Below are 22238 nucleotides of genomic sequence, written 5' to 3' on the forward strand. Positions count from 1 at the left end.
GCGGCTTACTGCTGGATTTTCGTCATTCCGGCGCAGGCCGGAATCCAGGCGACCAGGACGTGAAACTGGATCCCGGCCTGCGCCGGGATGACGCGGAAAATCTTACCGCCCACCCACCGGGTAGTTGGGCGCCTCTTTGGTGATCTGCACATCGTGCACATGGGACTCACCCATGCCGGCCGAAGTAACGCGCACGAACTCCGGGCGAGTGCGCATGGTTTCCATGTCCACACTGCCGGTATAGCCCATGGCGGAACGCAGGCCGCCCATCATCTGGTGCACTATGGCCGACAGCGGGCCCTTGTAGGGTACGCGTCCCTCGATGCCCTCAGGCACCAGCTTCTCGGCGCCCTTGCTGGCGTCCTGGAAGTAGCGGTCGGAGGAGCCCTGGGTGCGGGACATGGCGCCCAGCGAACCCATACCGCGATAGGATTTATAAGTGCGGCCCTGGTAGAGCTCCACTTCGCCCGGCGCCTCTTCGGTGCCGGCAAACATGGAGCCCATCATCACCGCGTGGGCACCGGCGACAATGGCCTTGGCAATATCGCCGGAGTAGCGGATACCGCCGTCGGCGATCAGGGGCACACCGGTGCCCACGAGCGCCTGGGCCACTTCGCCAATGGCGGTGACCTGCGGCACGCCGACACCGGAGACGATGCGGGTGGTACAGATGGAACCGGGGCCAATGCCCACCTTGACGGCATCGGCGCCGGCTTCCGCCAGTGCGTGCGCCGCCTCTGCGGTGGCGATATTGCCGCCGATCACATCCACCTGCGGGTGCATCTGCTTGATACGGCGCACCCGCTCGATCACATTGCGCGAATGGCCGTGGGCAGTGTCCACCACCAGCACGTCCACGCCCGCCTCTACCAGCGCCGCAACGCGGTCATCGGTGTCCGGGCTGGTGCCGATGGAAGCGCCGACGCGCAGGCGGCCATCGGCGTCTTTACAGGAATTCGGGTACTGTTCCGCCTTGTTGAAATCCTTGACGGTAATCAGGCCGCGCAACTCGAAGTTGTCATTGACCACCAGCACTTTCTCTATGCGGTGCTTGTGCAGTAGCTCCTGCACCTGCTCCGGCGCCGCGCCTTCCGGTGCGGTCACCAGGCGCTCCTGCGGGGTCATGATGCTGGCGACAGTGGCGTCCAGGTTGGTCTGGAAGCGCACGTCGCGACTGGTGACGATACCTACCAGGTTGCCCTTCTCCATCACCGGCACGCCGGAGATGTTGTGGTGGCTGGTCAGGGCGATCAGTTCGCGCACCGTGGCGTCGGACTCGATGGTGATGGGGTCCTTGACCACACCCGCCTCGAATTTCTTCACCGCGCGCACCGCCAGCGCCTGGTCCTCGATGGACATGCTTTTGTGAATAATGCCGATACCGCCTTCCTGCGCCAGGGCAATGGCCAGGCGCGACTCGGTTACCGTGTCCATGGCGGCGGACACAATCGGGATATTGAGGGTGATATTGCGGGACAGTTTGGTCTTCAGACTCACGTCTTTGGCGGTTACCTCGGAATAGCCGGGCACCAGCAGGACGTCGTCAAAAGTGAGAGCTTCGCGCGCAATGCGCAGACCGGATTCAGACATGGACACTCAAACCTCGGCTTAAACCTAGATTAGCGGGATTGGGTATCGGCGCGATTATAGCCGCAACTTCACCGTCGGCAAAAGACTATTTGCGCAAAGAGTGCAATAAAAGCCCCATTATCCGGCAAATTGCTTTACGTCCACCGGCGATGCTGCAATATTGGCCCGCCAAATCCAGCTTCGCGAGCCTGAAATGCTATCCAGCCCCCCAAAGCCCAGCGCCAACCGCAGTGTCCTGTCGGTCAGCGACCTCAACCGGGAAGTCAAGCAGCTGCTGGAGAGCAGCGTGCCACTGCTGTGGGTCGGGGGGGAGATCTCCAATTTCGCCGCGCCCAGCTCCGGGCACTGGTACTTTACCCTCAAAGACGCCCGCGCCCAGGTCCGCTGCGCCATGTTCCGCGGCCGCAATCGGACAGTGGGTTTCCGGCCAGGGAACGGTCGCGAGGTGCTGATCCGGGCCAGGGTCAGCCTCTACGAGGGTCGCGGGGAATTCCAGCTGATTGTCGAGCATATGGAAGAGGCGGGCTTCGGCGCCCTGATGCGCCAGCTGGAGCAGCTGAAAGCCAGGCTGCAGGCCGAAGGACTCTTCGATCCCGCGCGCAAGAAGCCCCTGCCCTTCCTGCCCGCCAACATCGGCATAGTCACGTCTCCGACCGGCGCCGCTATCCGCGACATGATCCACGTGCTCGGCCGGCGCTACCCGGCGGCCAATATTGAGCTCTGGCCGGTGCAGGTGCAGGGCCAGGGCGCGGCGCAGCAGATTGCCGATGCCATTGAAAAAGCCGGCCGCAGCGGTCGCCACGACCTGCTGATCGTCGGCCGCGGCGGCGGTTCACTGGAAGACCTGTGGCCCTTCAACGAGGAGGTGGTAGCGCGCGCACTCGCCGCCTGCCCCACCCCCACCATCTCCGCCGTGGGCCACGAGACGGACACCACCATCGCCGACCTGGCGGCGGACCTGCGCGCACCGACGCCGTCGGCAGCGGCGGAAATCGCCAGCGCCAACGCCGCCGAGTTGCTGCAGACCCTGGCCACCTTCCAGCGGCGCCTGGCCAGAGCTGCGCAGTTGCAGCTGCGACACCTGCGCCAGCAGGTTCAACTGACCGGCAACCGCCTGCGCCATCCGCGCGAGCAGTTGCTGAACCGCGCTCAGCGGCTCGACCACCTGGAAATGCGCCTGATCAATGCCAGCCGCCAGCGAATCCAATCGAGGCACAACCAGCTGCAGGCCGCCCGGCGCGCCTTCGCGCACTGGCAGCCGGAACGCCGGATTCAGGAGAGCAGACTGAGACTGGCGCAAGGCAGCCAACAACTGCAGCGCGCCATGCAACTGCTCCAGGAAAAGCGCGCAGAACAGCTCAACCATGCGGCCCAGCTGCTGAACAATGTCAGCCCCCTGGCGGTGCTGGAGCGCGGTTATGCGATTGTCCGCGATGAAAAGGGCCAGGTGGTGAAAGATGCCGGCGATTTGCGCCCCGAACAGCCGCTACAGGTGCGCCTCGCCCGAGGGGAATTTTCCGCAAAAGTGGAGAGAACGATTACCTGATCCCACGCCGCCCCACCCACTGGGCGAGGACGATGCACAGGACTGACCACCCGGCCGCCGGGTAACCGGGCAGGTGCGACACTAGACTTCTGGCGTAGATGGCTGACGGAGCGGTCTATGCCGAGTCGTTACAAAGGCGCCCACTTTCCGGGCGCAACAATGTTCGCGGTCGCCCTGCTGGCCCTGTTGCTGGTTGCGGCCTGCGGCAAACCGGACCGCAAAATCGAAGAGACCGCCCCGGCCGAGTCTCCAGTCGCTGCGGACGAAACCCCTGAAGCCCCCACCGCTCAGAAGCGGATCGAATTTACCAACTACATTGAGACCGGCGACCTGGCCGCCCTGAAAAAGCGCGGCATCATCCGCTTTACCACCTTTTCCAGTCCTCTCGGGGAACAACTGCCACGATCAGCCATCGTCACGCAACGCCATATTGAGCTGGCTACGGCGCTCGCCAAAAAGCTAAAGCTGGAAGCCGTGTGGGTGGATGCGGAATCCCCCAGCCACGCCATCGCCCTGGTCGAGGACGGCAGCGCGGACATCATTGCCGACAACCTGACCGTCACAGAGGAACGAGAGAAGCTGCTGAACTTTACCCAGCCCCTGATGCATATCGAACAGAAGCTGGTCACCGGCACCCGCGGTCCCGATATCGACGACCTGCAGAAACTGCGCGATGTAAAACTGCTCGTCCTCGAGGGAACCACGCACGTAGATACCGCCAAGCGACTGATAAAAGAAAATCCGGATGCCAATATCACATTACAGGAAGTCCCCTACAACGACGACCTGGATGCACTCATGGACCTTGTCAATGAAAAGCCGGATCAAGCCTCCATACTTGATAGCAATGAGGCAGAGGGCATGCGCGAGTATCGCGACGACATGCGCATCGGAGCCAGCGTTTCCGAAAAGGAGAATATTGCCTGGGGGCTGCGAAAGGATTCAAAACGCCTGCTAACCACCATTAACAACTACCTGACCCGGAACCTGGTTACGGAGCGGACAGACCGCATCACCGACTGGAAAGAAATCAAGAAATCCGGCCTGATACGATTCCTGACCTACAACGGCCCCACGACCTATTTCCTTTGGAAAGGCGTATTGATGGGCTTTGACTACGACCTGGCCAAGGCCTTTGCCGACAAGCACAAATTGCAACTGCAGGTTATCGTGGTTCCCTACGATGAAAGCCTGATCGACTGGCTCAAGGCCGGGCGCGGGGATTTTGCCGGCGCCTCGACCACAATTACCGATGTCCGCAAGGAACAGGGAATTACCTTTACCAGCTCCTATATGGAGACACCCGAACAGGTTATCAGCAACAACAAGCGCCCGCCGATTGAAAAAGTGCAGGATCTCAGCGGGCGCACCCTGACACTGCGCCCCTTCTCCTCATTCTTGCCCACCGCAGAAGCAATCAGGGAGAGCGGGATCGACGTTGAGATTAAAACCGCACCGCCGGGAATGTCCATCTCGCAGATTTTCAATATGATCGCCGACGGACTGCTGGATGCCACCATCGCCGATACAGGTCAGGTGAAGATAGAGGCATCCCTGCAGCCCAACCTGGTCGCCGGCACTGTGCTCGGCGACCCGAAACCCCAGGGCTGGATGGTGGTGACCAAGAACTGGCACCTGCTGCAGAACCTCAACAAATTTATTGAGGAGTTTCGCCAGACCAAGCAGTATCAACGGAAATACGCGGCTTATTTCGAACCCGACAAACGTTTCACACAGCGGATCCGCGCGCGGGTAATCCCCGGGCAGGACCTCTCACCGTTCGACGAACTGGTCAAGGATTCGTCGCTGAACTATGACTTCGACTGGCGCCTGGTGGTCGCGCAGATGTGGCAGGAAAGCAACTTCAACCCCAAGGCGGTGTCACCCGTGGGCGCCCAGGGCCTGATGCAGCTGATGCCCGCCACCGCAGAGGAGATGGGTTTTCCACCGCCGGTGTTCGAACCGGATCGCAATATCCAGGCCGGCGTCAAATATCTTAACTGGGTAAGGGACAGGTTCGACCCGACACTGCCGACGGTCAACAAACTCTGGTTTACCCTGGCCTCCTACAATGCCGGTTACGGCCACCTCCTCGATGCCCAGCGGCTGGCTGAACAGTTGGGTCTGGATCCCAATGTCTGGTTCGACAATGTCGAAGTGGCCATGCTGAAACTGGCCGAACCGCAGTACTTCAAGAAAGCCCGCTACGGTTACGTGCGCGGCTCGGAACCGGTGCAGTATGTGCGCAAGATCAGCAATCTCTACAAGGCTTATGTCGACGTTGCCACCGGCGATGTCAGCGTACGCCCCCCCCTGCGCAAGCCGGAAACAGACCCCGAAAAACCTGCAAGCGGTTCGGGTGCCCGTGAAGAAGTGACCGAGTAAATTTCTCACAAGTGGACAGGCGACACTTCCAGGTCAGAAAAGCGGCCGGGCCGGAAAGGAGTTATCCAAAAAACCGCGCTACCATAAACCTGCAGCGGTTCCCTGCGAGTTCGACCACGCGGACTGACTAAAGGAGAGGCACGGATGTCTCCTATCAACAGCTCAGACTTTCGGAACCGCGCTATTTCAAAAAAGCGCGCTATGGCTACGTGCGCGGCGCAGAGCCGGTGCAGTATGTGCGCAATATCAGCAACCTGTACAAGGCCTACACCGACGTGACCGCGGGCGAGGTAGCCACAACCGGCCTCACCCTTCCGCGGCCAGCCGCTACAGGGTCAATACAATCTTGCCGATATGACCGCTGGATTCCATCAGCCGGTGCGCATCGGCGACGCTTTCCAGCGGAAAAGTGGCGGCAATTTGCGGGCGAATTCTGCCCGCTGCAATCAGCGGCCACACCTTCGACTCCAGCGCAGCGGCTATGGCCGCCTTCACCTCTGCCGGCTGCGGTCTCAGGGTGGAGCCGGTAAGGGTCAGCCGTTTGAGCATCACTGGCAACATATTCACCTGCACGCTGGCCCCCTGCAGATAGGCGATATTGACGATGCGCCCATCCTTTGCGGCGGTCTGGATATTGCGATCGATATAGTCGCCGCCCACCATATCCAGGACAACATCGACACCCCGGCCATCGGTGGCCTCGCGCACTATCTCGACGAAATCCTCGCTCTTGTAGTTGATCGCCCTTTCCGCCCCCAGCTTCTCACAGGCTGCACACTTCTCCGCGGAACCGGCAGTGGCAAAGACACGCGCGCCGAAGTTGCTCGCCAGCTGGATGGCCGTTGTGCCAATCCCCGATGAGCCCCCGTGCACCAGAAACACCTCTCCGGCCTGCAGCTGCGCGCGGTCGAAGACATTGCTCCACACGGTAAAGAAGGTTTCCGGCAGCGCCGCCGCCTCGACGATCGAGAGCCCGTCCGGAACCGGCAGGCACTGGTCGGCCGGCACCGCGACGTATTCCGCGTAGCCACCACCGTTGGCCAGGGCACAGACACTGTCGCCCGCCTGCCAGCGATCGACGCCATCACCGAGGGCCACCACCTCCCCGGCCACCTCCAGCCCCATTATCGGTGAAGCCCCGGGCGGCGGCGGGTAATAGCCCATGCGCTGGACGATATCCGGCCGGTTGACGCCGGCGGCGGTCACCCTGATCAGGACCTCTCCCGCCGCCGGGACCGGCTTGTCCCCCTGCGCCAGCTGCATTACCTCGGGGCCGCCGTGTTCTGGCAAGTCGATAAAGCGCATCAGTCACTCCGTTGCAAGCTCTTTGCTGTACTGCAAATAAGTTCGCGGGCAAGGGCCGCTCCTACAAAAGCGTTATCTGCGCATTGTAGGGGCGGGCCCTGGCCGCGATCAAAAATTCCGACAGAGACTTCTGCGGAATTACAGGTCGTAGGTCAGCTCGACGCCCATTACCCGGCCCTTGTTCAGCGGGGTGAATGTTGCACCGACACCACCGAGCGTAGGCGGCAGCTGGGTGTTGTTGCCTTCACTCAGTTCGTCCAGCATGTTCCTGCCGAACAGCGCCAGGCGGTAGTTGCCGGCATCCGGCACGAAGCCGATGCTGAAGTCGAGCATATCCACTTCCGACAGCATACCGCGGTTGTTATCGGTGTAGGGCGAGGTATCGCGGTGGTTGAAATTGATACGCGAAGTCAGGGTACCGACGGAACCCAGGGCCAGGTCGTGCACCAGGCCGACGCCGTAGGTCCAGGGGGCCAGGCGCGGAATATCCAGGCCCAGATCGACGTCGTTCACCAGGCCGTCGCCACTGATATCGCCATTGACGCTGTCATAATCGCCATCGACATAGCCCAGGTTAACGGAGAGCAGCAGGCTGTCACTGACCGCCGCCAATGCTTCAAACTCGGCACCGAGAATGGTGGCATCGGCAGTATTGCGAATAATCTGCGCAACACCGGTCAGTGCGTCCGGGAGGTTCTCCTCCCGCTGCATATCGTCGATGGTGTTGTGGAACAACGCCATATTGGTGCGCAAACGGCTGTCCAGCCACTCGGCCTTGGCCCCTATCTCGAAGCTGGCCTGCTCTTCCTGATCGGTTACCTGAGGCTGATAGGGCATGCCAGTTGCAGGATTGATACCCGCATTACGGAAGTTGTAGCCACCACTGCGGAAGCCCTTGGTCCAGAAACTGTACAGCTGCGCATCGTCGCTCAGATTCCACTGCAGGCCCACCTTGGGTGTAAAGGCGCTCCAGGATTCACTGCCCTCGAAGTCGTAGGCGGCACAGCCGTCAAGACTGCACAGGTTCAAGGGGATAGTTGCGATCTTCGCATCCTTGTCCTCGGTGGAATAGCGGCCGCCCAGAGTCAGCACCCAGGCATCATTCAGGTCGACATCGGCCTGCGCAAAGACACCCAGCGCCTGGTGGTCCTGGGTACCCCCGCCGGTAATATCGACAGCGCCGCCCGACAACAGGCGGTTTTCCAGGTAATCGATATCCTGGCTGAACCAGTAGACACCGGTGGTCAGTGCCGTGGCGCCGAAGCGACCGGCGTAGCGCAATTCATTGGAGACCTGGCTCTGCTCGATTGAGGTGTTGGCGTGGAATCCGAATACTGGCAGGGAATCGATATCCCCCAGGCCGATGGCGTCGTACTCGCGCCAGGCAAGGATATTGGTAATGGTGCCATTGCCGAAGGCCACATCCTGGTTGAACTCGGCGATCACCTGGCTCCACTCGTCCTCCTGGTAACCCTCCTCGTCCTGGGCCACCTGGAAGGAATCGTCGCTGTTGTCCCAGTCGGTGATGCCGAAGGCACCCGCTATCTGGGTCGCGCTGGGATAAACGTCGGTACCTACGATCAGCATATCGCTGCCGCGGTTCTGCGCCACAACGCCGTCGGAATCCATCCTGCCGTGCTCCATACGCACCAGCAAATCCGCAGTTTCGCTCAGCTGCACGCTGAAGCTCGGGCGTATAAACCAGGTATCGGAAGCGCCGGCGTTGTCATTGCCCGTGGCCACATTCTCAAACCAGCCCTGGTCGTTGTTGTAGTAAGCGGTCAGGCGGCCGTTGACGCTATCGGAAATGGCGCCATTGACGGTCATGGCTGCAATACTGTCCAGGTTATCGGTGGTGGACACCTTGAAGCGGCTGGTGAACTCCTCGCTCGGCCGGGCCGTCTTGATGACCACCGCACCACCGGTCACATTGCGGCCGAACAGCAACCCCTGGGGGCCGCGCAGCACTTCGATGCCTTCCAGGTCGAACAGATCGGTCACCACACCGGCGTTGACCCCCAGGTACATGCCGTCGACGAAGACACCCACGGTCGGGTCTATGGACGGAATCGAGCTGTTAACCCCCAGGCCGCGCACAGTGAAGTTAGCGGTGTTCTTGACCGTGCCCACATCGTCCAGCTGCACATTGGGCATCTTGAAGGCCAGGCTCTGCAGGTCTTTGGTCTGCAGGGCCTCCAGTTGATCGCCGGAATAGGCGGTGGCCGCCACGGGCACTTCCTGCAGCTTCTCGGCGTCGGCGCGCTTGCGCGCGGTGACTTCCACCTCTTCCATAATGGTGCTCACCGAACCCTCGGCGGCATAGGTGGTGTGGGCACCGCTGGCCAGCCACAGGGTAGCGACTGAACAGGCGGAAGCCAGTACAGCATGGTTTTTCATATTGAACGGACGTCCCATCTTTTCTCTCCATTGCTTTATATTTTTTATATCCAGCAACGGACCTACAGCGATCGGTACACAACAACCCCTTGTGCTTTTGTATTTTGGGATTCCGACCAGAAGACCGCGCTGATACATCGTCACCGGTATCGGTCGACACCGGTGACGGTAGAAGATTACAGGGTCACCCCAATCGGCGAAAGTCAATTTATCACCGATTGCAGGGAAAATTGCCCGGTTTGTCTGGAAAGGGAGATTAAATCCGTCGAGCCATTGAGGGAGACTCTATTGGCCGTAAAACTGCACCCTTTAAGGGCATTGACCAGGGGCAGTGATCGGCCTCTCAGTCGTTCTGTTTGCGCAGCTGCTCTTCGCGGCTCTTGCGAAAATTGATCACATAACTGCGACTCAGTCGGTCGTGGATCAAGTTGCCGCCGAGGAAGCAGTTGATCAGCCAGCCCACCTTGAACAGCGGCAGGGTTAAAATGAAACTGACTAATCTCCAGAGCCCGTGCAGGTAGCCTATGCGTTTGAACTGCCGGTTGGTCACCTTGTAGCCCAGCAGGTATTTGCCCGGCGTCGCCTGCCAGGGAGAGCACTCGGCAATCCAGGCCAGCAGCAGGTAGCCGAGCACAGCAATGGAAAACGCTATTAAACTGGCATCCGTCTCGGTTTTCCCCAGGGCTTTCATCATTACCGCCGAGCTAACAAGGCCCAATGTGACATAAATAAGAAAGATATCCAGCAACACGGCGAAGGCGCGCGCGAGCAGATGACCGAAATAGTAAAAATCCAGGTTCTCCTCGGGGGCCTGGCTCTTCTGCCTGACCAGCTTGCGGCCTCCGCGCAGGCCCCTGGCCGGGTCCGGGCCCGGCGTTTCCTCCTGTATTGACTGGAAAATCGCATCGGCCAGCTTCTCGTCGAACTGCCGGTATAAATGACCCCGGTTGCCGGACCAGTCAAATAGCAGATCGCAGTAGGTCAGGATACTGTTGGCGATCTGAGGGTGGCGCCGGTTCTCGCGGCCCTGCCGTTCCAGCTTCAGGCGTGCCAAATGCTCGAAGACTCCCAGCCCCAGGTTCCAGTTGAACTCCTCTTCGAGCATATAGGGCGTTTCGGCGAGAAAGCGCCAGAATTCCTCCCGATTGATGCGGTCGCTTTCCAGCAACTGATCAACCCGGCTCAGCACCCGATGGTACTCATCGATTCGCTGCTGCTGTTCCGCTTCTTCTTCAGCGCACCGCCGCTCCTCCTCTAAGCGCCGGTGGTGATCTTCGCTAACTGCGGGAGGCTGGCGCTCGCTGTTGGAAGACTCCTCTGGACCGGAACCCCCGCCCGCCATCGATGCGGACACCGCCCCGTCCAACTCTACCGCCATCTCGGGTTGAGCGCTCTCAACTGGTTGCAGTTCTTCCACTGGCAGCAAACTTTTTACCGGCTGAGGGCTGTCTACCGGCTGAGGACTGTCTACCGGCTGAGGGCTCTCAATCGGCTGAGGGACTGCCGCCGGGCGGCTCTCGACGATACTCAGCGCCCGCTTGTAGGCCGCGTGCAACTGCTGGAACTCCTGCGGCTTCTCGTCCGGCCGCGTCTGCTTCAGCTTCTTCGCATAGGCGCGCTTGATCGCGCGCGGGTCGTCGCAGGGATCTATGTCCAGAACTGCCCAGGGATTCATCAGATCCAATCCTCGCCGTCGAAGCGGTCGAGTATCTCCTGCAGGCTGGCCCGGGCCTTTTTAATCTCCGCCGGGTTCTGGCCCTCCAGTATCCGGTCGAAGTTTCCCAGGAGCTGGGCAATATAGTCCCGCTGTTCGCCCAAACTGGATTCATAGAGGCGCTCGCCACGGGCGATCAGTGCGCGGTTCTGCTCGTCTTCGCGGGGGTGGAACTTGAGCCTGGCGAGCTTTTCCAGCGAACTGGCTTTTTCCTCTTCGCTCAGCGCGCCGGGGGTAAATTCGATCAGCTTGTTGAAGGTCTTGCCGGAGGAGACCACGGTGACATCCACTTCCAGCAGACCATTCATATCGTAGCTGTAGCGGATATCCACCGCCTCCTCACCCTTGGGGCCCTTGGGAACAGGCACGCTCATCTCACCCAGGTAGACGTTCTTCTTCACCAGCCGATTCTCGCCCTGGAAGACGTCCACGCGCACCTCTGTCTGGTTTTCGTGGGCGGTCCAGACCCGGCGCACCACGCTGATGGGCACCACGGTATTGCGCTCGATGATGGGCAGGAAATACTCGCCCTGCTCCGGACTGTCCTGATTGATGATCCCGGTACCCAGGGTATAGGGGCAGACATCGGTGAGCACTATATCGTCCAGCGCCGCATTTCTGGATTTGAGGCCGGCCTGTATGGCCGCTCCCATCGCCACCACCGTATCCGGGTCCAGGTGGCAGGACGGCAGGCGGCCGAACATGCGCCCGACCATGGAGCGGAACAGGGCCAGGCGGGTGGAACCGCCCACCAACACCACCTCGTCGAGTTTCTGTGGCGGCAGGTCGGCATCGCGCATGGCGCGCTCTATCGGCCGTTTGGTGCGCAGCATCAGCGGGGTACTGACCTTCTCAAACCACTCGGCAGTCACCTGCCATTCGGCTTTGCGCGAGCCGAGCTCCAGCTCCAGGCACTGCCCGGACTGCTGGCTGATGCGGCGCTTGGCGGTTTCCATCTGCATATACAGGTTCTGCAACTGGCGCGGCGTGAGGGTGTTCCTGTCGAGCTCGAACTCGCGCAACACACTGTCGATCATCGCCTCGACAAAGTCCTCTCCACCGAGGAAATTGTCACCGGCGCTGGCGTGCACCTCCATGACACCGTCGAAAAATTCCAGTATGGATACATCGAAGGTGCCGCCACCCATATCGAGGATCAGGAAATTGCCCTCGCGCTTTTCGTGCAGGCCGTAGGCGATGGCCGCCGCAGTGGGCTCGTTGATCAGCCGCTCCACCTTCAATCCGGCCAGTTCTCCGGCGAGCTTGGTGGCGTGGCGTTGGTTGTCATTGAAATAGGCCGGCACGCTGATCACCGCCTCGGTGACCTCCTCGCCCAGGTAGGCCTCGGCATCCTCTTTCAGCGAGCGCAGTACCAGCGCAGACAGTTCGGTGGCGCTGAACAGTTGCCGGCCGAGCTTGACCTTGTGATCGGTGCCCATCAATCGCTTGAAGGCGGCGACGGTGCTGTCGCTGTGGTTGATCAGCCGCTCTTTGGCTGTTCTGCCCACCACCAGTTTGCCGGAGTCGTCCAGGCCGACCACCGAAGGCGTCAACACCTCGCCCAGGCGGTTGGGTATCAGGGTCACTTCCCCTTCCGCCAGTACACCACAGGCGCTGTTGGTAGTCCCCAGATCGATACCGATTACGGCCATGACTATCCCCCTCCGACAAATGGAACTATTCGAATAAAAATCTGGCGATTATTTTAAGTGGCCTTGTAACCGTATAACCAGCGCGCAGTCACACTGCCGGTATTGCGCACCGAGTGGTGCGCGCCGGCGGGGATCAGGAGCTCCTCGCCGATCTGCGGCCGGTGCACCCGCCCGTCTATCTCGACTTCCAGCGCCCCCTCCACCAGCATCAGGAGCTCGTCGGTGCGATGTACGAAATCCTCCCAGCATTGTCCGGGCGGATCCACCCACAGATCGCAACTGAAACCGCGCGCGGCCCAGCCCTTCTCGACGGATTTCCTGTCCATGACTCCCCCCTGCCGGAAACGGCGGCCCGCATCAGGGCGAAAGCCGCTCCACTTTCCACTGGCCACCGTCCGCGGCGCGATAGATAAAGCGGTCGTGCAATCGACTGGCACCGCCCTGCCAGAACTCCACCGCGTCCGGGATCACCCGGTAGCCACCCCAGAAATCCGGCAGTGGGATTTCATCTTCACCGTAGCGCGATCTGACTGACTCGAACTGCCGCTGCAGCTGTGCGCGGTCGGGCAGCGGCTCGCTCTGCTGCGAGGCCCAGGCGGCCAGCTGGCTGTCCCGCGGGCGGGTGCGGAAATAGGCGAGCGCCTCCTCCCGCTCCACCGGCACCGCGTGCCCGTAGACAATGACCTGGCGCTCCAGTGACTGCCACGGAAACAGGAGTGAAACTTTGGCGTTGGCCGCGATATCCCGCGCCTTGTGGCTGTTGAGGTTGGTGTAGAAAACGAAGCCGCGCTCGTCAAAACCCTTCAGCAGCACTATGCGCTGCGACGGCTGGCCACTGGCATCGGCAGTGGACAGGCACATGGAGCTGGGATCGGTGAGATCCGCCTCCACTGCTTCACCCAGCCACTGGCGGAACTGCTCTACCGGGCCCTCTTTGAGATCGGCGCGGCGCAGGCCGCCGCGCAGGTATTCCCGGCGCCATTGATCGATTTCCATTGTGTGACTTCCTTTGTTACTCAGCGGTGAAGTGTACTTAGTCCCGGCCCATTTCCCAATCGTGCGCAGACGGGCAGCTGTCGCGCAAATTTCCTTTCGCGACCGCGGACTATTCTCAATTATCCTGCGATTTTCAGGATTCATAAGCAGACTCTGCGGACGCTTGCGCCCCCTGCCGGCGGCCGCTAGGCTCCTTGCACTTTCAATTTGCCAAGGAAATAGCGGAATGTCCTCTGCACCCACATGTGCTCAAGTGTTGATGCGCCTGCTGCGCGAATACCAGGTGGAAAAGGTTTTCGGCATCCCCGGTGTCCACACCATCGAGCTGTACCGCGGACTGCCCGGCAGCGACCTGCAACATATCACCCCGCGCCACGAACAGGGCGCCGCCTTTATGGCCGACGGCTACGCCCGCGCCAGCGGCAGGCCGGGTGTCTGTTTCCTGATCACGGGCCCGGGGCTGACCAACGCCGCCACCGCCATGGCCCAGGCCTACTCCGACTCAGTGCCCATGCTGGTCATCAGTGCCGTCAACCGCCGCGAGGACCTGGGTATGGGCCGCGGGCGTCTGCACGAGCTGCCACGCCAGAGTGATGCCAGCCGCGGCTTCTGCATCTGGCAGCACACGCTGACCCAGGCGGAGCAGCTGCCGGAGGTGATCGCCCGCGCCTTTCAATTACTCTCCTCGAGCCGCCCGGGACCGGTGCATATCGAAATACCCATCGACCTGTTCTCGGCGTCCATGCCGGGCCGACTGGAAGATTACCGCGCCAGCCCGCAGCCACAGCTGCCCGCCGCCGGGGCCGGGGGCATGGCCACCGCGACCGAGTGGCTGCAAGGCGCCGAGCGCCCGGCAATACTGCTCGGCGGCGGTGCCCAGGCCGCCGGCGCCGAGGCCACCCGGCTGGCGGAAAAACTGGCCGCCCCGGTTTTCCTGTCCCTGGCCGCCAAGGGCGTGGTCGACGAACGCCACCCGCTGTGCGGCGGCGCCAACCTGAGCTTTGACTGTGCCCGCGCGCGGGTGGAGAACGCCGACGTGATATTGGCGGTGGGCACCGAACTGGCGGAAACCGACCGCAATCTGGTGCGCGACAACTACGCCTTCAAAGGCAGGCTGATCCGCGTCGATATAGATCCGGCCCAACTGGTGTGCAACGCCCGGCCGGACCTGGCCATCTGCGCCGACGCGCGAGAGACCCTGAAGCAATTGGACGACACCCTGTCCGCCCGCGGCGAAGGGGTGCGCAAGGTCGCCGAAGAGGAGCTGGCGCAGATACTGCGGGACTGCCGCGGCGAGTGGTGGGACGGCTCCGAGGCGCGCTTCCCCTGGGTAGAGGCGCTGCGCGCGGCGCTGCCGGAGGATGGCATACTGGTCACCGACTCCACCCAGCTGGCCTACAACACCAACCACGCCCTGCCCCTGTACAGCCCGCGCAGCCATCTCACCTGCACTACCGGCTACGGCACCCTGGGTTTTGCCCTGCCCGCGGCCATAGGCGCCAGGCTCTCGGGCGGGCGCGAGGTGCTGGCACTGATCGGCGACGGCGGCCTGATGTTTACCCTGGGCGAGCTGGCGGTGGCGGTGGAACAGCAGCTGCCGCTGCCGATACTGGTGTGGAACAATGCGGGCTACGGCGAGATCCGCGACTTTATGGACGAGGCGGAGGTGCCCCAGGAGGGCGTCAACCTGCGCACGCCGGACTTCGTCGCCCTGGCCAGATCCTTCGGCGCCGAGGGCTGCCGCATCGATAAGCCGGAGCAGTTGGGAAGCGCCGTAGCCGAAGCCCTGAATAGAAAGACTCCGACCCTGATCGAAATCACCGCCCCGTAGAGTGCGCCTTGCGCACCATTGCCATGGCGGTGCGCACGGCGCACCCTACGGCACAAGACGAGCCGACATAGAGAATACCCATGACAGATTTCAACAAACTGAAAACGGACAAACTGTATATCAACGGCCAGTGGCAGGATTCCCCCGGCGGCCAACTGCACCCGGTAGTCAACCCGGCCACCGAGGAAGTCATCTGCCAGGTGGTGCAGGGCTCGGCCGAGGATGTGGATGAGGCGGTAAAGGCGGCCAGGACAGCCTTCAGGAGCTGGCGCAATACCAGTGCCAGTGAGCGCGCCGCCTTCCTCAATGCGATCGCCGACGGCATGGAAGAGCGCAAGGAAGACCTGATCCAGGCGGTGTCCCAGGCGCTGGGGTGCCCGGCCCATATCACCAAGTGGCTGCATGTGGATGGCCCCATCTATGCGATGCGCTACTACGCCGATCGCACGTCCATCATGGAGAAAACCGAGAAGGCAGGCCACTCGCTGCTGATTCGCGAGCCCATCGGTGTCTGCGGCTTTATCACGCCGTGGAACTACCCGCTGCACCAGTTCGTCGGCAAGGTGGCGCCGGCGCTGGCGGCCGGCTGCACCATGATCGCCAAACCGTCGGAAATCACACCGCTGCAGGACTATGTGATGGCCGAGATCATCGAGTCCGTCGGCCTGCCACCGGGTGTATTCAACCTGGTACCCGGCGCCGGTCCCATAGTCGGCGCCGCGCTGTCGGCACACCCGGATATCGATATGGTGTCCTTTACCGGCTCCACCCGCGCCGGCGTGGAAGTGGCCAGGGCGGCCGCGCCCACGGTCAAGCGGGTGACCCAGGAGCTGGGCGGCAAGTCGCCGCTGATCATTACTCCGGATGCGGATCTGGAGAAAGCCGTGCGCTGGGGCTGCGAGGATGTATTCATCAACAGCGGCCAGACCTGTACCGCCCTGACCCGCATGCTGGTGCCGGCGGAGCGCTACGACGAGGCGGTGCAAATCGCGAAGCAGTTCGCCGAGGAAGTCGCACTGGGCACAGGATCCGATGCCCTGATGGGACCGCTGTCGTCAGCGCGCCAGCGCGACATAGTGCGCGGCTATATCGAGAAGGGTGTGGCCGAGGGCGCGCGCCTGGTGACCGGTGGCACCGAGGCACCGGAGGGCCTCGACAGGGGCTTCTACGTCAAACCCACGGTTTTCGCCGACGTCAACAACGAAATGACCATCGCCCGCGAGGAGATCTTCGGCCCGGTCACCTGCCTGATCCCCTACAGGGATATGGATGAGGCCATCGCCATCGCCAATGACACTGAGTACGGTCTTTCCAGCGGCGTCTGGGCCAAGGACGCCGACAGCGCACTGCCGGTGGTGCGGCGCATCGAGGCCGGCCTGTGCTTCGTCAACGGCGGCGAGTTCAATTACGACGCGCCCTTCGGCGGCTACAAGCGCTCCGGCAACGGGCGCGAATTCGGTGAAGCCGGCCTGGACGAGTTTATCGAACTGAAATCCGTGCAGCTGCCGGCATAAACTGCTGCGCCGCCCTCTCCGGAGGGCGGTGTGGCTCCCTGGCGGTCCGCGCGCGCAAGCCGGGCCGCGGGTGCCCACCTGGGCCGCATGCGCTTGACTGCGTATCCACTCCCCGTTATCTTTGCCCCCACATCCAGAGAGTGGCTGACGCCAACGCCAACCTGCCGACCGGGGCAAGGTGGTTTCCCTTTCGCAGTATGCAGAGGGGATGGGGCTTAGATATGCGACATATCGAGCAATCCAACCGGATACGCGAATCTACCGTTGTTCGCCGCTTCCACGTCAGTCCTCCAAGCGTTCTACTCAAGGTACGAGTATTGGAGGGACCATGTCCGAATCACCGCAATCCAGCACAGACGTTATCGAAATTCAGATAGCCAGCCAGCGCCAGCGCACCGCCGTACGTGCCGTGCGACGAGCCGACCGACAGTTGCTGTGGCAACTACTGTTCGAAACCGCGGAAGAGGCATTAAAATTCGCCACCAATTGCCGCGCCAGCGAGCACCCGGTTACAGCCCACAAGGCCTGCGAACTGGCGGGATGAACTAGAATCGATGGGCAGTGTTGCAATGCGACACCCATCAAGTGCCACAAGCACCAGACAGGAGCCAATAACAACACCATGTCCAAGCCAGAATCATTCTTCCAGCATCTGCGCGACGAACTGCAACAGATAGAGGCGGACGGTCTCTACAAGCGCGAGCGTATCATCACCTCCCAACAGGCCGCGCAGATACAGGTCAACAACGACACTGAAGTGCTGAACTTCTGCGCCAATAACTACCTGGGCCTGGCCAATCACCCGGACCTGATCCAGGCGGCCAAGGAGGGGCTGGACCAGTACGGCTTCGGCATGGCGTCGGTGCGCTTTATCTGCGGCACCCAGGACATTCACAAGGCGCTGGAATCGCGCCTGTCGGAATTTCTGCGCACTGAGGACACCATCCTCTATACCTCCTGTTTCGACGCCAACGGCGGCCTCTTCGAAACTCTGCTCGGGCCGGAGGACGCAATCATTTCCGACGCCCTCAATCACGCCTCCATTATCGACGGCGTGCGCCTGTGCAAGGCCAAGCGTTTCCGCTATGCCAACAACAATATGGGCGAACTGGAAAAGCAACTGCAGGCCGCCGACGCCGAGGGCGCCAGAACCAAACTGATCGCCACCGACGGCGTCTTCTCCATGGACGGCGTGATCGCCGACCTGAAAGCCATCTGTGACCTGGCGGACAAGTACAACGCGCTGGTGATGGTAGACGACTCCCACGCGGTGGGCTTCCTCGGCGAGCACGGCCGCGGCACCCACGAGTACTGCGATGTGATCGACCGCATCGATATCATTACTGGCACCCTGGGCAAGGCCTTGGGCGGCGCCTCCGGTGGCTTCACCTCCGGGCGCAGGGAAATCATCGACCTGTTGCGCCAGCGCTCGCGCCCCTACCTCTTCTCCAATTCCGTAGCGCCGGCGATTGTCACCGCCTCCCTGAAAGTGCTGGATATGCTGATGGAGGGCGGCGAGCTGCGCGAGCAGCTGCGCGAGAATTCCGCCTATTTCCGCCAGCGCATGACGGATGCCGGTTTCACCCTGGCCGGCGCCGACCACCCGATCATCCCGGTCATGATCGGCGACGCCGCCCTGGCCCAGCAGATGGCCGACAAGATGCTCGAGCGCGGTATCTACGTGATCGGTTTCTTCTATCCGGTGGTGCCCAAGGGCCAGGCCCGCATCCGCACCCAGATGTCCGCCGCGCATACGAAGGAACAACTGGATCAGTGTATCGATGCCTTTGTCGAAGTGGGCAAAGAGCTGAAGATCATTTAATTCAATTTCGATCGCGGCCATGGGCGGACGGCCGCCCCGCCGCTCCTACAAGGATTTTTAATCGGCTGTAGGAGCGGCCCATGGCCGCGATCAATTTATTCGCACGGCACCGAACCAATGAAAGCACTCTCAAAACTGAAATCCCAACCGGGCATCTGGCTCACCGATGTCGACGTCCCGGAACCGGGCCACAATGACCTGCTGATCAGGATCCGCAAGACCGCCATCTGCGGTACCGATATGCATATCTACCACTGGGACGAGTGGTCGCAGAAAACCATTCCGGTCCCCATGGTCGTCGGCCACGAATACGTGGGCGAAGTGGTGGGCATGGGCCAGGAAGTGGCCGGCTTTGAGATAGGCGACCGCGTCTCCGGCGAAGGCCACATCACCTGCGGCCACTGCCGCAACTGCCGCGCCGGCCGCCGCCACCTGTGTCGCAACACCTACGGCGTCGGCGTCGACCGCCAGGGCGCCTTCGCCGAATACCTGGTGATCCCGGCCCTGAATGCCTTCAAGATTCCGGACAACATCTCCGACGAGCTGGCGTCCATCTTCGATCCCTTCGGCAATGCCGTGCACACGGCACTGTCATTCGACCTGGTGGGCGAGGACGTACTGATCACCGGCGCCGGTCCTATCGGCATCATGGCCGCGGCCGTGGCCCGCCACGTGGGCGCGCGCCATGTGGTGATCACCGATATCAACGATTACCGCCTCGACCTGGCGAAGAAAATGGGTGCCACCCGTGCCGTCAACGTCAGCAGGGAAAAGCTGCCGGAAGTGATGAAGGAAATCGGCATGACCGAGGGCTTCGACGTGGGCCTGGAAATGTCCGGCGTACCGGTCGCCTTCCGTGATATGCTCGAGGCGATGAATCACGGTGGCAAGATCGCCATGCTCGGCATTCCCGCCGGTGAAATGGGTATCGACTGGAGTAAGGTGATCTTCAAGGGCCTGATCATCAAGGGCATCTACGGGCGCGAGATGTTCGAGACCTGGTACAAGATGGCCAGCCTGATCCAGTCCGGCCTCGACCTGACCCCGATCATCACCCACCAGTTCGGCATCGACGACTTCCAGAAAGGCTTCGACACCATGGGCTCCGGCGAGTCCGGCAAGGTGATCCTGAACTGGCAGTAATCCCCTGCCCTATTCGCGGCCACCGGCCGCTCCTGTAGGAGCGGCCCATGGCTGCGATAAACCTTCCCGCATCCACAAAAAATCCATCCCTGCCGCTTTGCATTCCGCGCTCCGGATCGAGGACAATAACTGCCCGATCGATCAGCGCAACCCCCCCAATGCCAAAGGAATTCTCAAAGAGCTGGAAAAGCGCACAACATCCCGACGTAGAGCTGTTCAGCGCCTCCTTCCGCAAGTTTTCCTTCGCCAGGCACTGGCATGACGAACTCGCCGTCGGCATAGTGCAGGCGGGCGCCGAGGGGCTGGACTACCGCGGCCAGAAAGCGCTGATTCCCCGCGGCCAGATAGTCACCATCAATCCCGGCGAGGTCCACACCGGGTTTGCCGGCAGCGACAGCGGCTGGACCTATCGCATGTTCTACTTCGATGTGTCGCTGATCGAAAACATCCTGGCCGAACACAGCCCCCATTGCGGCGCCATAGCCCCCTTTGTCAAAGGCCCGGTCGTCGACGACCCACCACTCTTTGCGCTGTTGCAGCAGCTGCATCTCAGCCTGGAAGACCCCAGCTTTGCCCTCGCCAGCGACAGCCTGATGACCCTGGCCATCACCACATTGTTCACGCGCCACGGCGACGGCAAGGTCGATGCGCGCAGCGGCAGAGACAACCACCGCAATTGGCAGCTGCGCGATTACCTGCAGGACAACTGGCAACGCAATGTCGGCCTGGATGAGTTGTGCCAACTGAGCGGCGGCAGTCGCTACCAGCTGATCCGCAGCTTCAGCGCCCAGTTCGGCATCACCCCGCACCAGTTCCTGATTCTGCTCAAGACCCGCGAGGCCAGAAACCTGTTGCAGTCCGGGCTGGCCGCCGCCGATGTGGCGGTGACCTGCGGATTCTTCGACCAGAGTCATCTCAGTCGCAACTTCAAGCGGATCTTCGGTATCAGCCCCGGTCGCTACCTGCGAGGGCCAGAGCGCAATTCTGTACAAGAGGGCAATCCAGTCACCAGGTAAGCTGCCCTTTTTTCTCAAAGGGACAGTCGGTATGACCCTGGATTTTCTTCTCTCCTGGCTGGCAGTGATGTTCCCACTGGTATTCAGTCCCGGCCCCGCCAATATCACCTTTGCCGCCGCCGGTGCCAACCTGGGGATTCGCGGCTCTGTGCCCCTGCTCACGGGCATCGATCTGGTGTTCTTCCTGAAATCACTGTTGGTGGGCTTTGGCTTTGTGGCATGGCTTCAGCACGGCTTTTTACTCAATCTGCTGCAACTGGCCGGCGCCCTTTACCTGGTTTACCTGGCCTTCAGTTTTTTCAAACCCGTGCAGACAGATACGGACTCACCTGCGCGCGGACTGGGTATCTGGGACGGCGTATTGATACAGGCAACGAATATCAAAGCCTGGATACTGGTGATCACCATGTTCTCGGTGTTCGCCCCCCAGCCAGACGGTGATACCGGCGATGTCGGTATTGTGACACTGGCGGTGATGCTGGCCATTTTGAATTTGCTAACCCACCTGTCCTGGATTGCATTTGGCAGTGCCCTGACCAGGGCTTTCTCCAAAGCGGAACACCAGGGTGTTAAAAATCTCCTGTTCGGCGGCAGTCTGTTGCTGGTGGCCCTGTGGCTGCTGCTGGACAACCCCCTGCTTGCTCTCTAAGCTGGGGAAAACCAGAAAAAGTGTTGGTCTATGTCCGAAATCTGTTTCCGCCCCTGCCAACCGGAAGACGCGGATGCTGCGGTTCCGCTGATCTATAGCTCCGGGCCCGCCGCCTTCGACTATGTATTCTGCGACAGATCCGAACAGCAATCGCGGGATTTTCTGCACCACGCTTTTATACGCGGCCGATCGGAGTTTGGCTATCGGCAGCATATCGCTGCAGTGCTGGAAGACAATGTGGTCGCCATCGGTGCCGTGCGCGATGCGAGCCAGAACTTCCCCTTCACGGTCGCCGCGCTCAGGGACATTTTCAGCTTTTATTCTCCACTGGCCGCCGCGCGCTCCCTGACCCGCGGCCTGCGCACTGAATTGGTGATACAACCCCCGAAGGCGGGGGCGGGTCTTATCTACCACCTGGGTGTGGCGAAGGAGCAGCGCGGACGCGGTATAGGCCGGAAACTGATTGCCGAGCTGCTGCAGACAGTACGCGCGCGGGCATTGCCAGTCGCAGCGCTGGACGTTGCCGAGTCCAACCCTCGCGCACGGCAGCTCTACGAGCGCCTGGGCTTCTCGGCAAAGTCCTCGAGACAATCCAGGCTGCAATCGAATTTCGGGCGGGTTCCCGACCACACCCATATGGAACTTGTACTGAGCTTCTCTGAGCAGCGCTCCCGGTGA

At 61.5% G+C, this 22238-nt stretch carries 17 protein-coding genes and 1 riboswitch; of the genes, 10 read left to right on the top strand and 7 right to left on the bottom strand.

What is annotated here, in order from left to right; all coding sequences use genetic code 11:
• Window positions 1-102: 102 nt before the first annotated feature.
• Entirely contained in the window at window positions 103-1590 is a 1488-nt protein-coding gene (gene guaB, locus IG627_RS10800) for an IMP dehydrogenase (protein WP_193192374.1), read from the bottom strand.
• Window positions 1591-1783: 193 nt separating this feature from the next.
• Here guaB and xseA point away from each other — a divergent pair, with 193 nt between their 5' ends.
• Window positions 1784-3136 (top strand): exodeoxyribonuclease VII large subunit, encoded by a 1353-nt coding sequence (xseA, locus tag IG627_RS10805; protein WP_193192375.1) that lies wholly within the window; start codon window positions 1784-1786, stop codon window positions 3134-3136.
• A gap of 117 nt (window positions 3137-3253) precedes the next feature.
• On the top strand, window positions 3254-5521 hold the full coding sequence (locus IG627_RS10810; protein WP_193192376.1) for a transporter substrate-binding domain-containing protein: 2268 nt from the start codon (window positions 3254-3256) through the stop codon (window positions 5519-5521).
• Between the two features lie 327 nt (window positions 5522-5848).
• On the opposite strand, the gene IG627_RS10815 is transcribed toward IG627_RS10810, so the two are convergent.
• The 6 genes from IG627_RS10815 to pdxH form a co-directional block, all read right to left on the bottom strand.
• Window positions 5849-6826 carry an NAD(P)H-quinone oxidoreductase gene (locus IG627_RS10815; protein WP_193192377.1) on the bottom strand — a complete coding sequence of 326 codons (978 nt, stop codon included), beginning with the start codon at window positions 6824-6826 and terminating at the stop codon, window positions 5849-5851.
• Window positions 6827-6964: 138 nt separating this feature from the next.
• Window positions 6965-9241: a TonB-dependent receptor gene (locus IG627_RS10820; protein WP_193192378.1), complete on the bottom strand. Its 2277-nt coding sequence runs from the start codon at window positions 9239-9241 to the stop codon at window positions 6965-6967.
• Window positions 9242-9566: 325 nt separating this feature from the next.
• A complete protein-coding gene (locus tag IG627_RS10825) occupies window positions 9567-10898 on the bottom strand; it encodes an RDD family protein (RefSeq protein WP_193192379.1) in 1332 nt (443 codons plus the stop codon).
• Complete coding sequence (locus tag IG627_RS10830) at window positions 10898-12589, bottom strand: molecular chaperone HscC (protein ID WP_193192380.1); 1692 nt, start codon at window positions 12587-12589, stop codon at window positions 10898-10900. The genes IG627_RS10825 and IG627_RS10830 overlap by 1 nt, the downstream gene beginning before the upstream one ends.
• A gap of 53 nt (window positions 12590-12642) precedes the next feature.
• Entirely contained in the window at window positions 12643-12915 is a 273-nt protein-coding gene (locus tag IG627_RS10835) for a cupin domain-containing protein (RefSeq protein ID WP_193192381.1), read from the bottom strand.
• A gap of 31 nt (window positions 12916-12946) precedes the next feature.
• Window positions 12947-13585 carry a pyridoxamine 5'-phosphate oxidase gene (pdxH, locus tag IG627_RS10840; RefSeq protein ID WP_193192382.1) on the bottom strand — a complete coding sequence of 213 codons (639 nt, stop codon included), beginning with the start codon at window positions 13583-13585 and terminating at the stop codon, window positions 12947-12949.
• A 226-nt stretch (window positions 13586-13811) separates the two neighbouring features.
• Here pdxH and IG627_RS10845 point away from each other — a divergent pair, with 226 nt between their 5' ends.
• The 8 genes from IG627_RS10845 (at window position 13812) to IG627_RS10880 (ending at window position 22238) form a co-directional block, all read left to right on the top strand.
• Window positions 13812-15416, top strand: a complete 1605-nt coding sequence (locus IG627_RS10845) for a 5-guanidino-2-oxopentanoate decarboxylase (protein WP_193192383.1) — start codon at window positions 13812-13814, stop codon at window positions 15414-15416.
• 80 nt (window positions 15417-15496) lie between these two features.
• Window positions 15497-16930 (top strand): aldehyde dehydrogenase family protein, encoded by a 1434-nt coding sequence (locus IG627_RS10850; RefSeq protein WP_193192384.1) that lies wholly within the window; start codon window positions 15497-15499, stop codon window positions 16928-16930.
• Between the two features lie 124 nt (window positions 16931-17054).
• A riboswitch (SAM-I-IV-variant riboswitch) is annotated at window positions 17055-17171 on the top strand.
• An 87-nt stretch (window positions 17172-17258) separates the two neighbouring features.
• Window positions 17259-17474, top strand: coding sequence for a hypothetical protein (locus IG627_RS10855; protein ID WP_193192385.1), 216 nt, complete (start codon window positions 17259-17261; stop codon window positions 17472-17474).
• A 78-nt stretch (window positions 17475-17552) separates the two neighbouring features.
• The gene (locus tag IG627_RS10860) at window positions 17553-18752 is read left to right on the top strand and encodes a glycine C-acetyltransferase (protein ID WP_193192386.1); all 1200 of its coding nucleotides are present in this window, start codon (window positions 17553-17555) and stop codon (window positions 18750-18752) included.
• Window positions 18753-18869: 117 nt separating this feature from the next.
• Window positions 18870-19895, top strand: a complete 1026-nt coding sequence (tdh, locus tag IG627_RS10865) for an L-threonine 3-dehydrogenase (RefSeq protein WP_193192387.1) — start codon at window positions 18870-18872, stop codon at window positions 19893-19895.
• A gap of 158 nt (window positions 19896-20053) precedes the next feature.
• Window positions 20054-20911, top strand: coding sequence for an AraC family transcriptional regulator (locus IG627_RS10870; protein WP_193192388.1), 858 nt, complete (start codon window positions 20054-20056; stop codon window positions 20909-20911).
• A gap of 31 nt (window positions 20912-20942) precedes the next feature.
• On the top strand, window positions 20943-21560 hold the full coding sequence (locus tag IG627_RS10875; protein WP_193192389.1) for a LysE family translocator: 618 nt from the start codon (window positions 20943-20945) through the stop codon (window positions 21558-21560).
• Between the two features lie 30 nt (window positions 21561-21590).
• Entirely contained in the window at window positions 21591-22238 is a 648-nt protein-coding gene (locus IG627_RS10880; protein ID WP_193192390.1) for a GNAT family N-acetyltransferase, read from the top strand.

Source organism: Microbulbifer taiwanensis (genome assembly GCF_014904815.1).
Lineage (GTDB): Bacteria > Pseudomonadota > Gammaproteobacteria > Pseudomonadales > Cellvibrionaceae > Microbulbifer > Microbulbifer taiwanensis.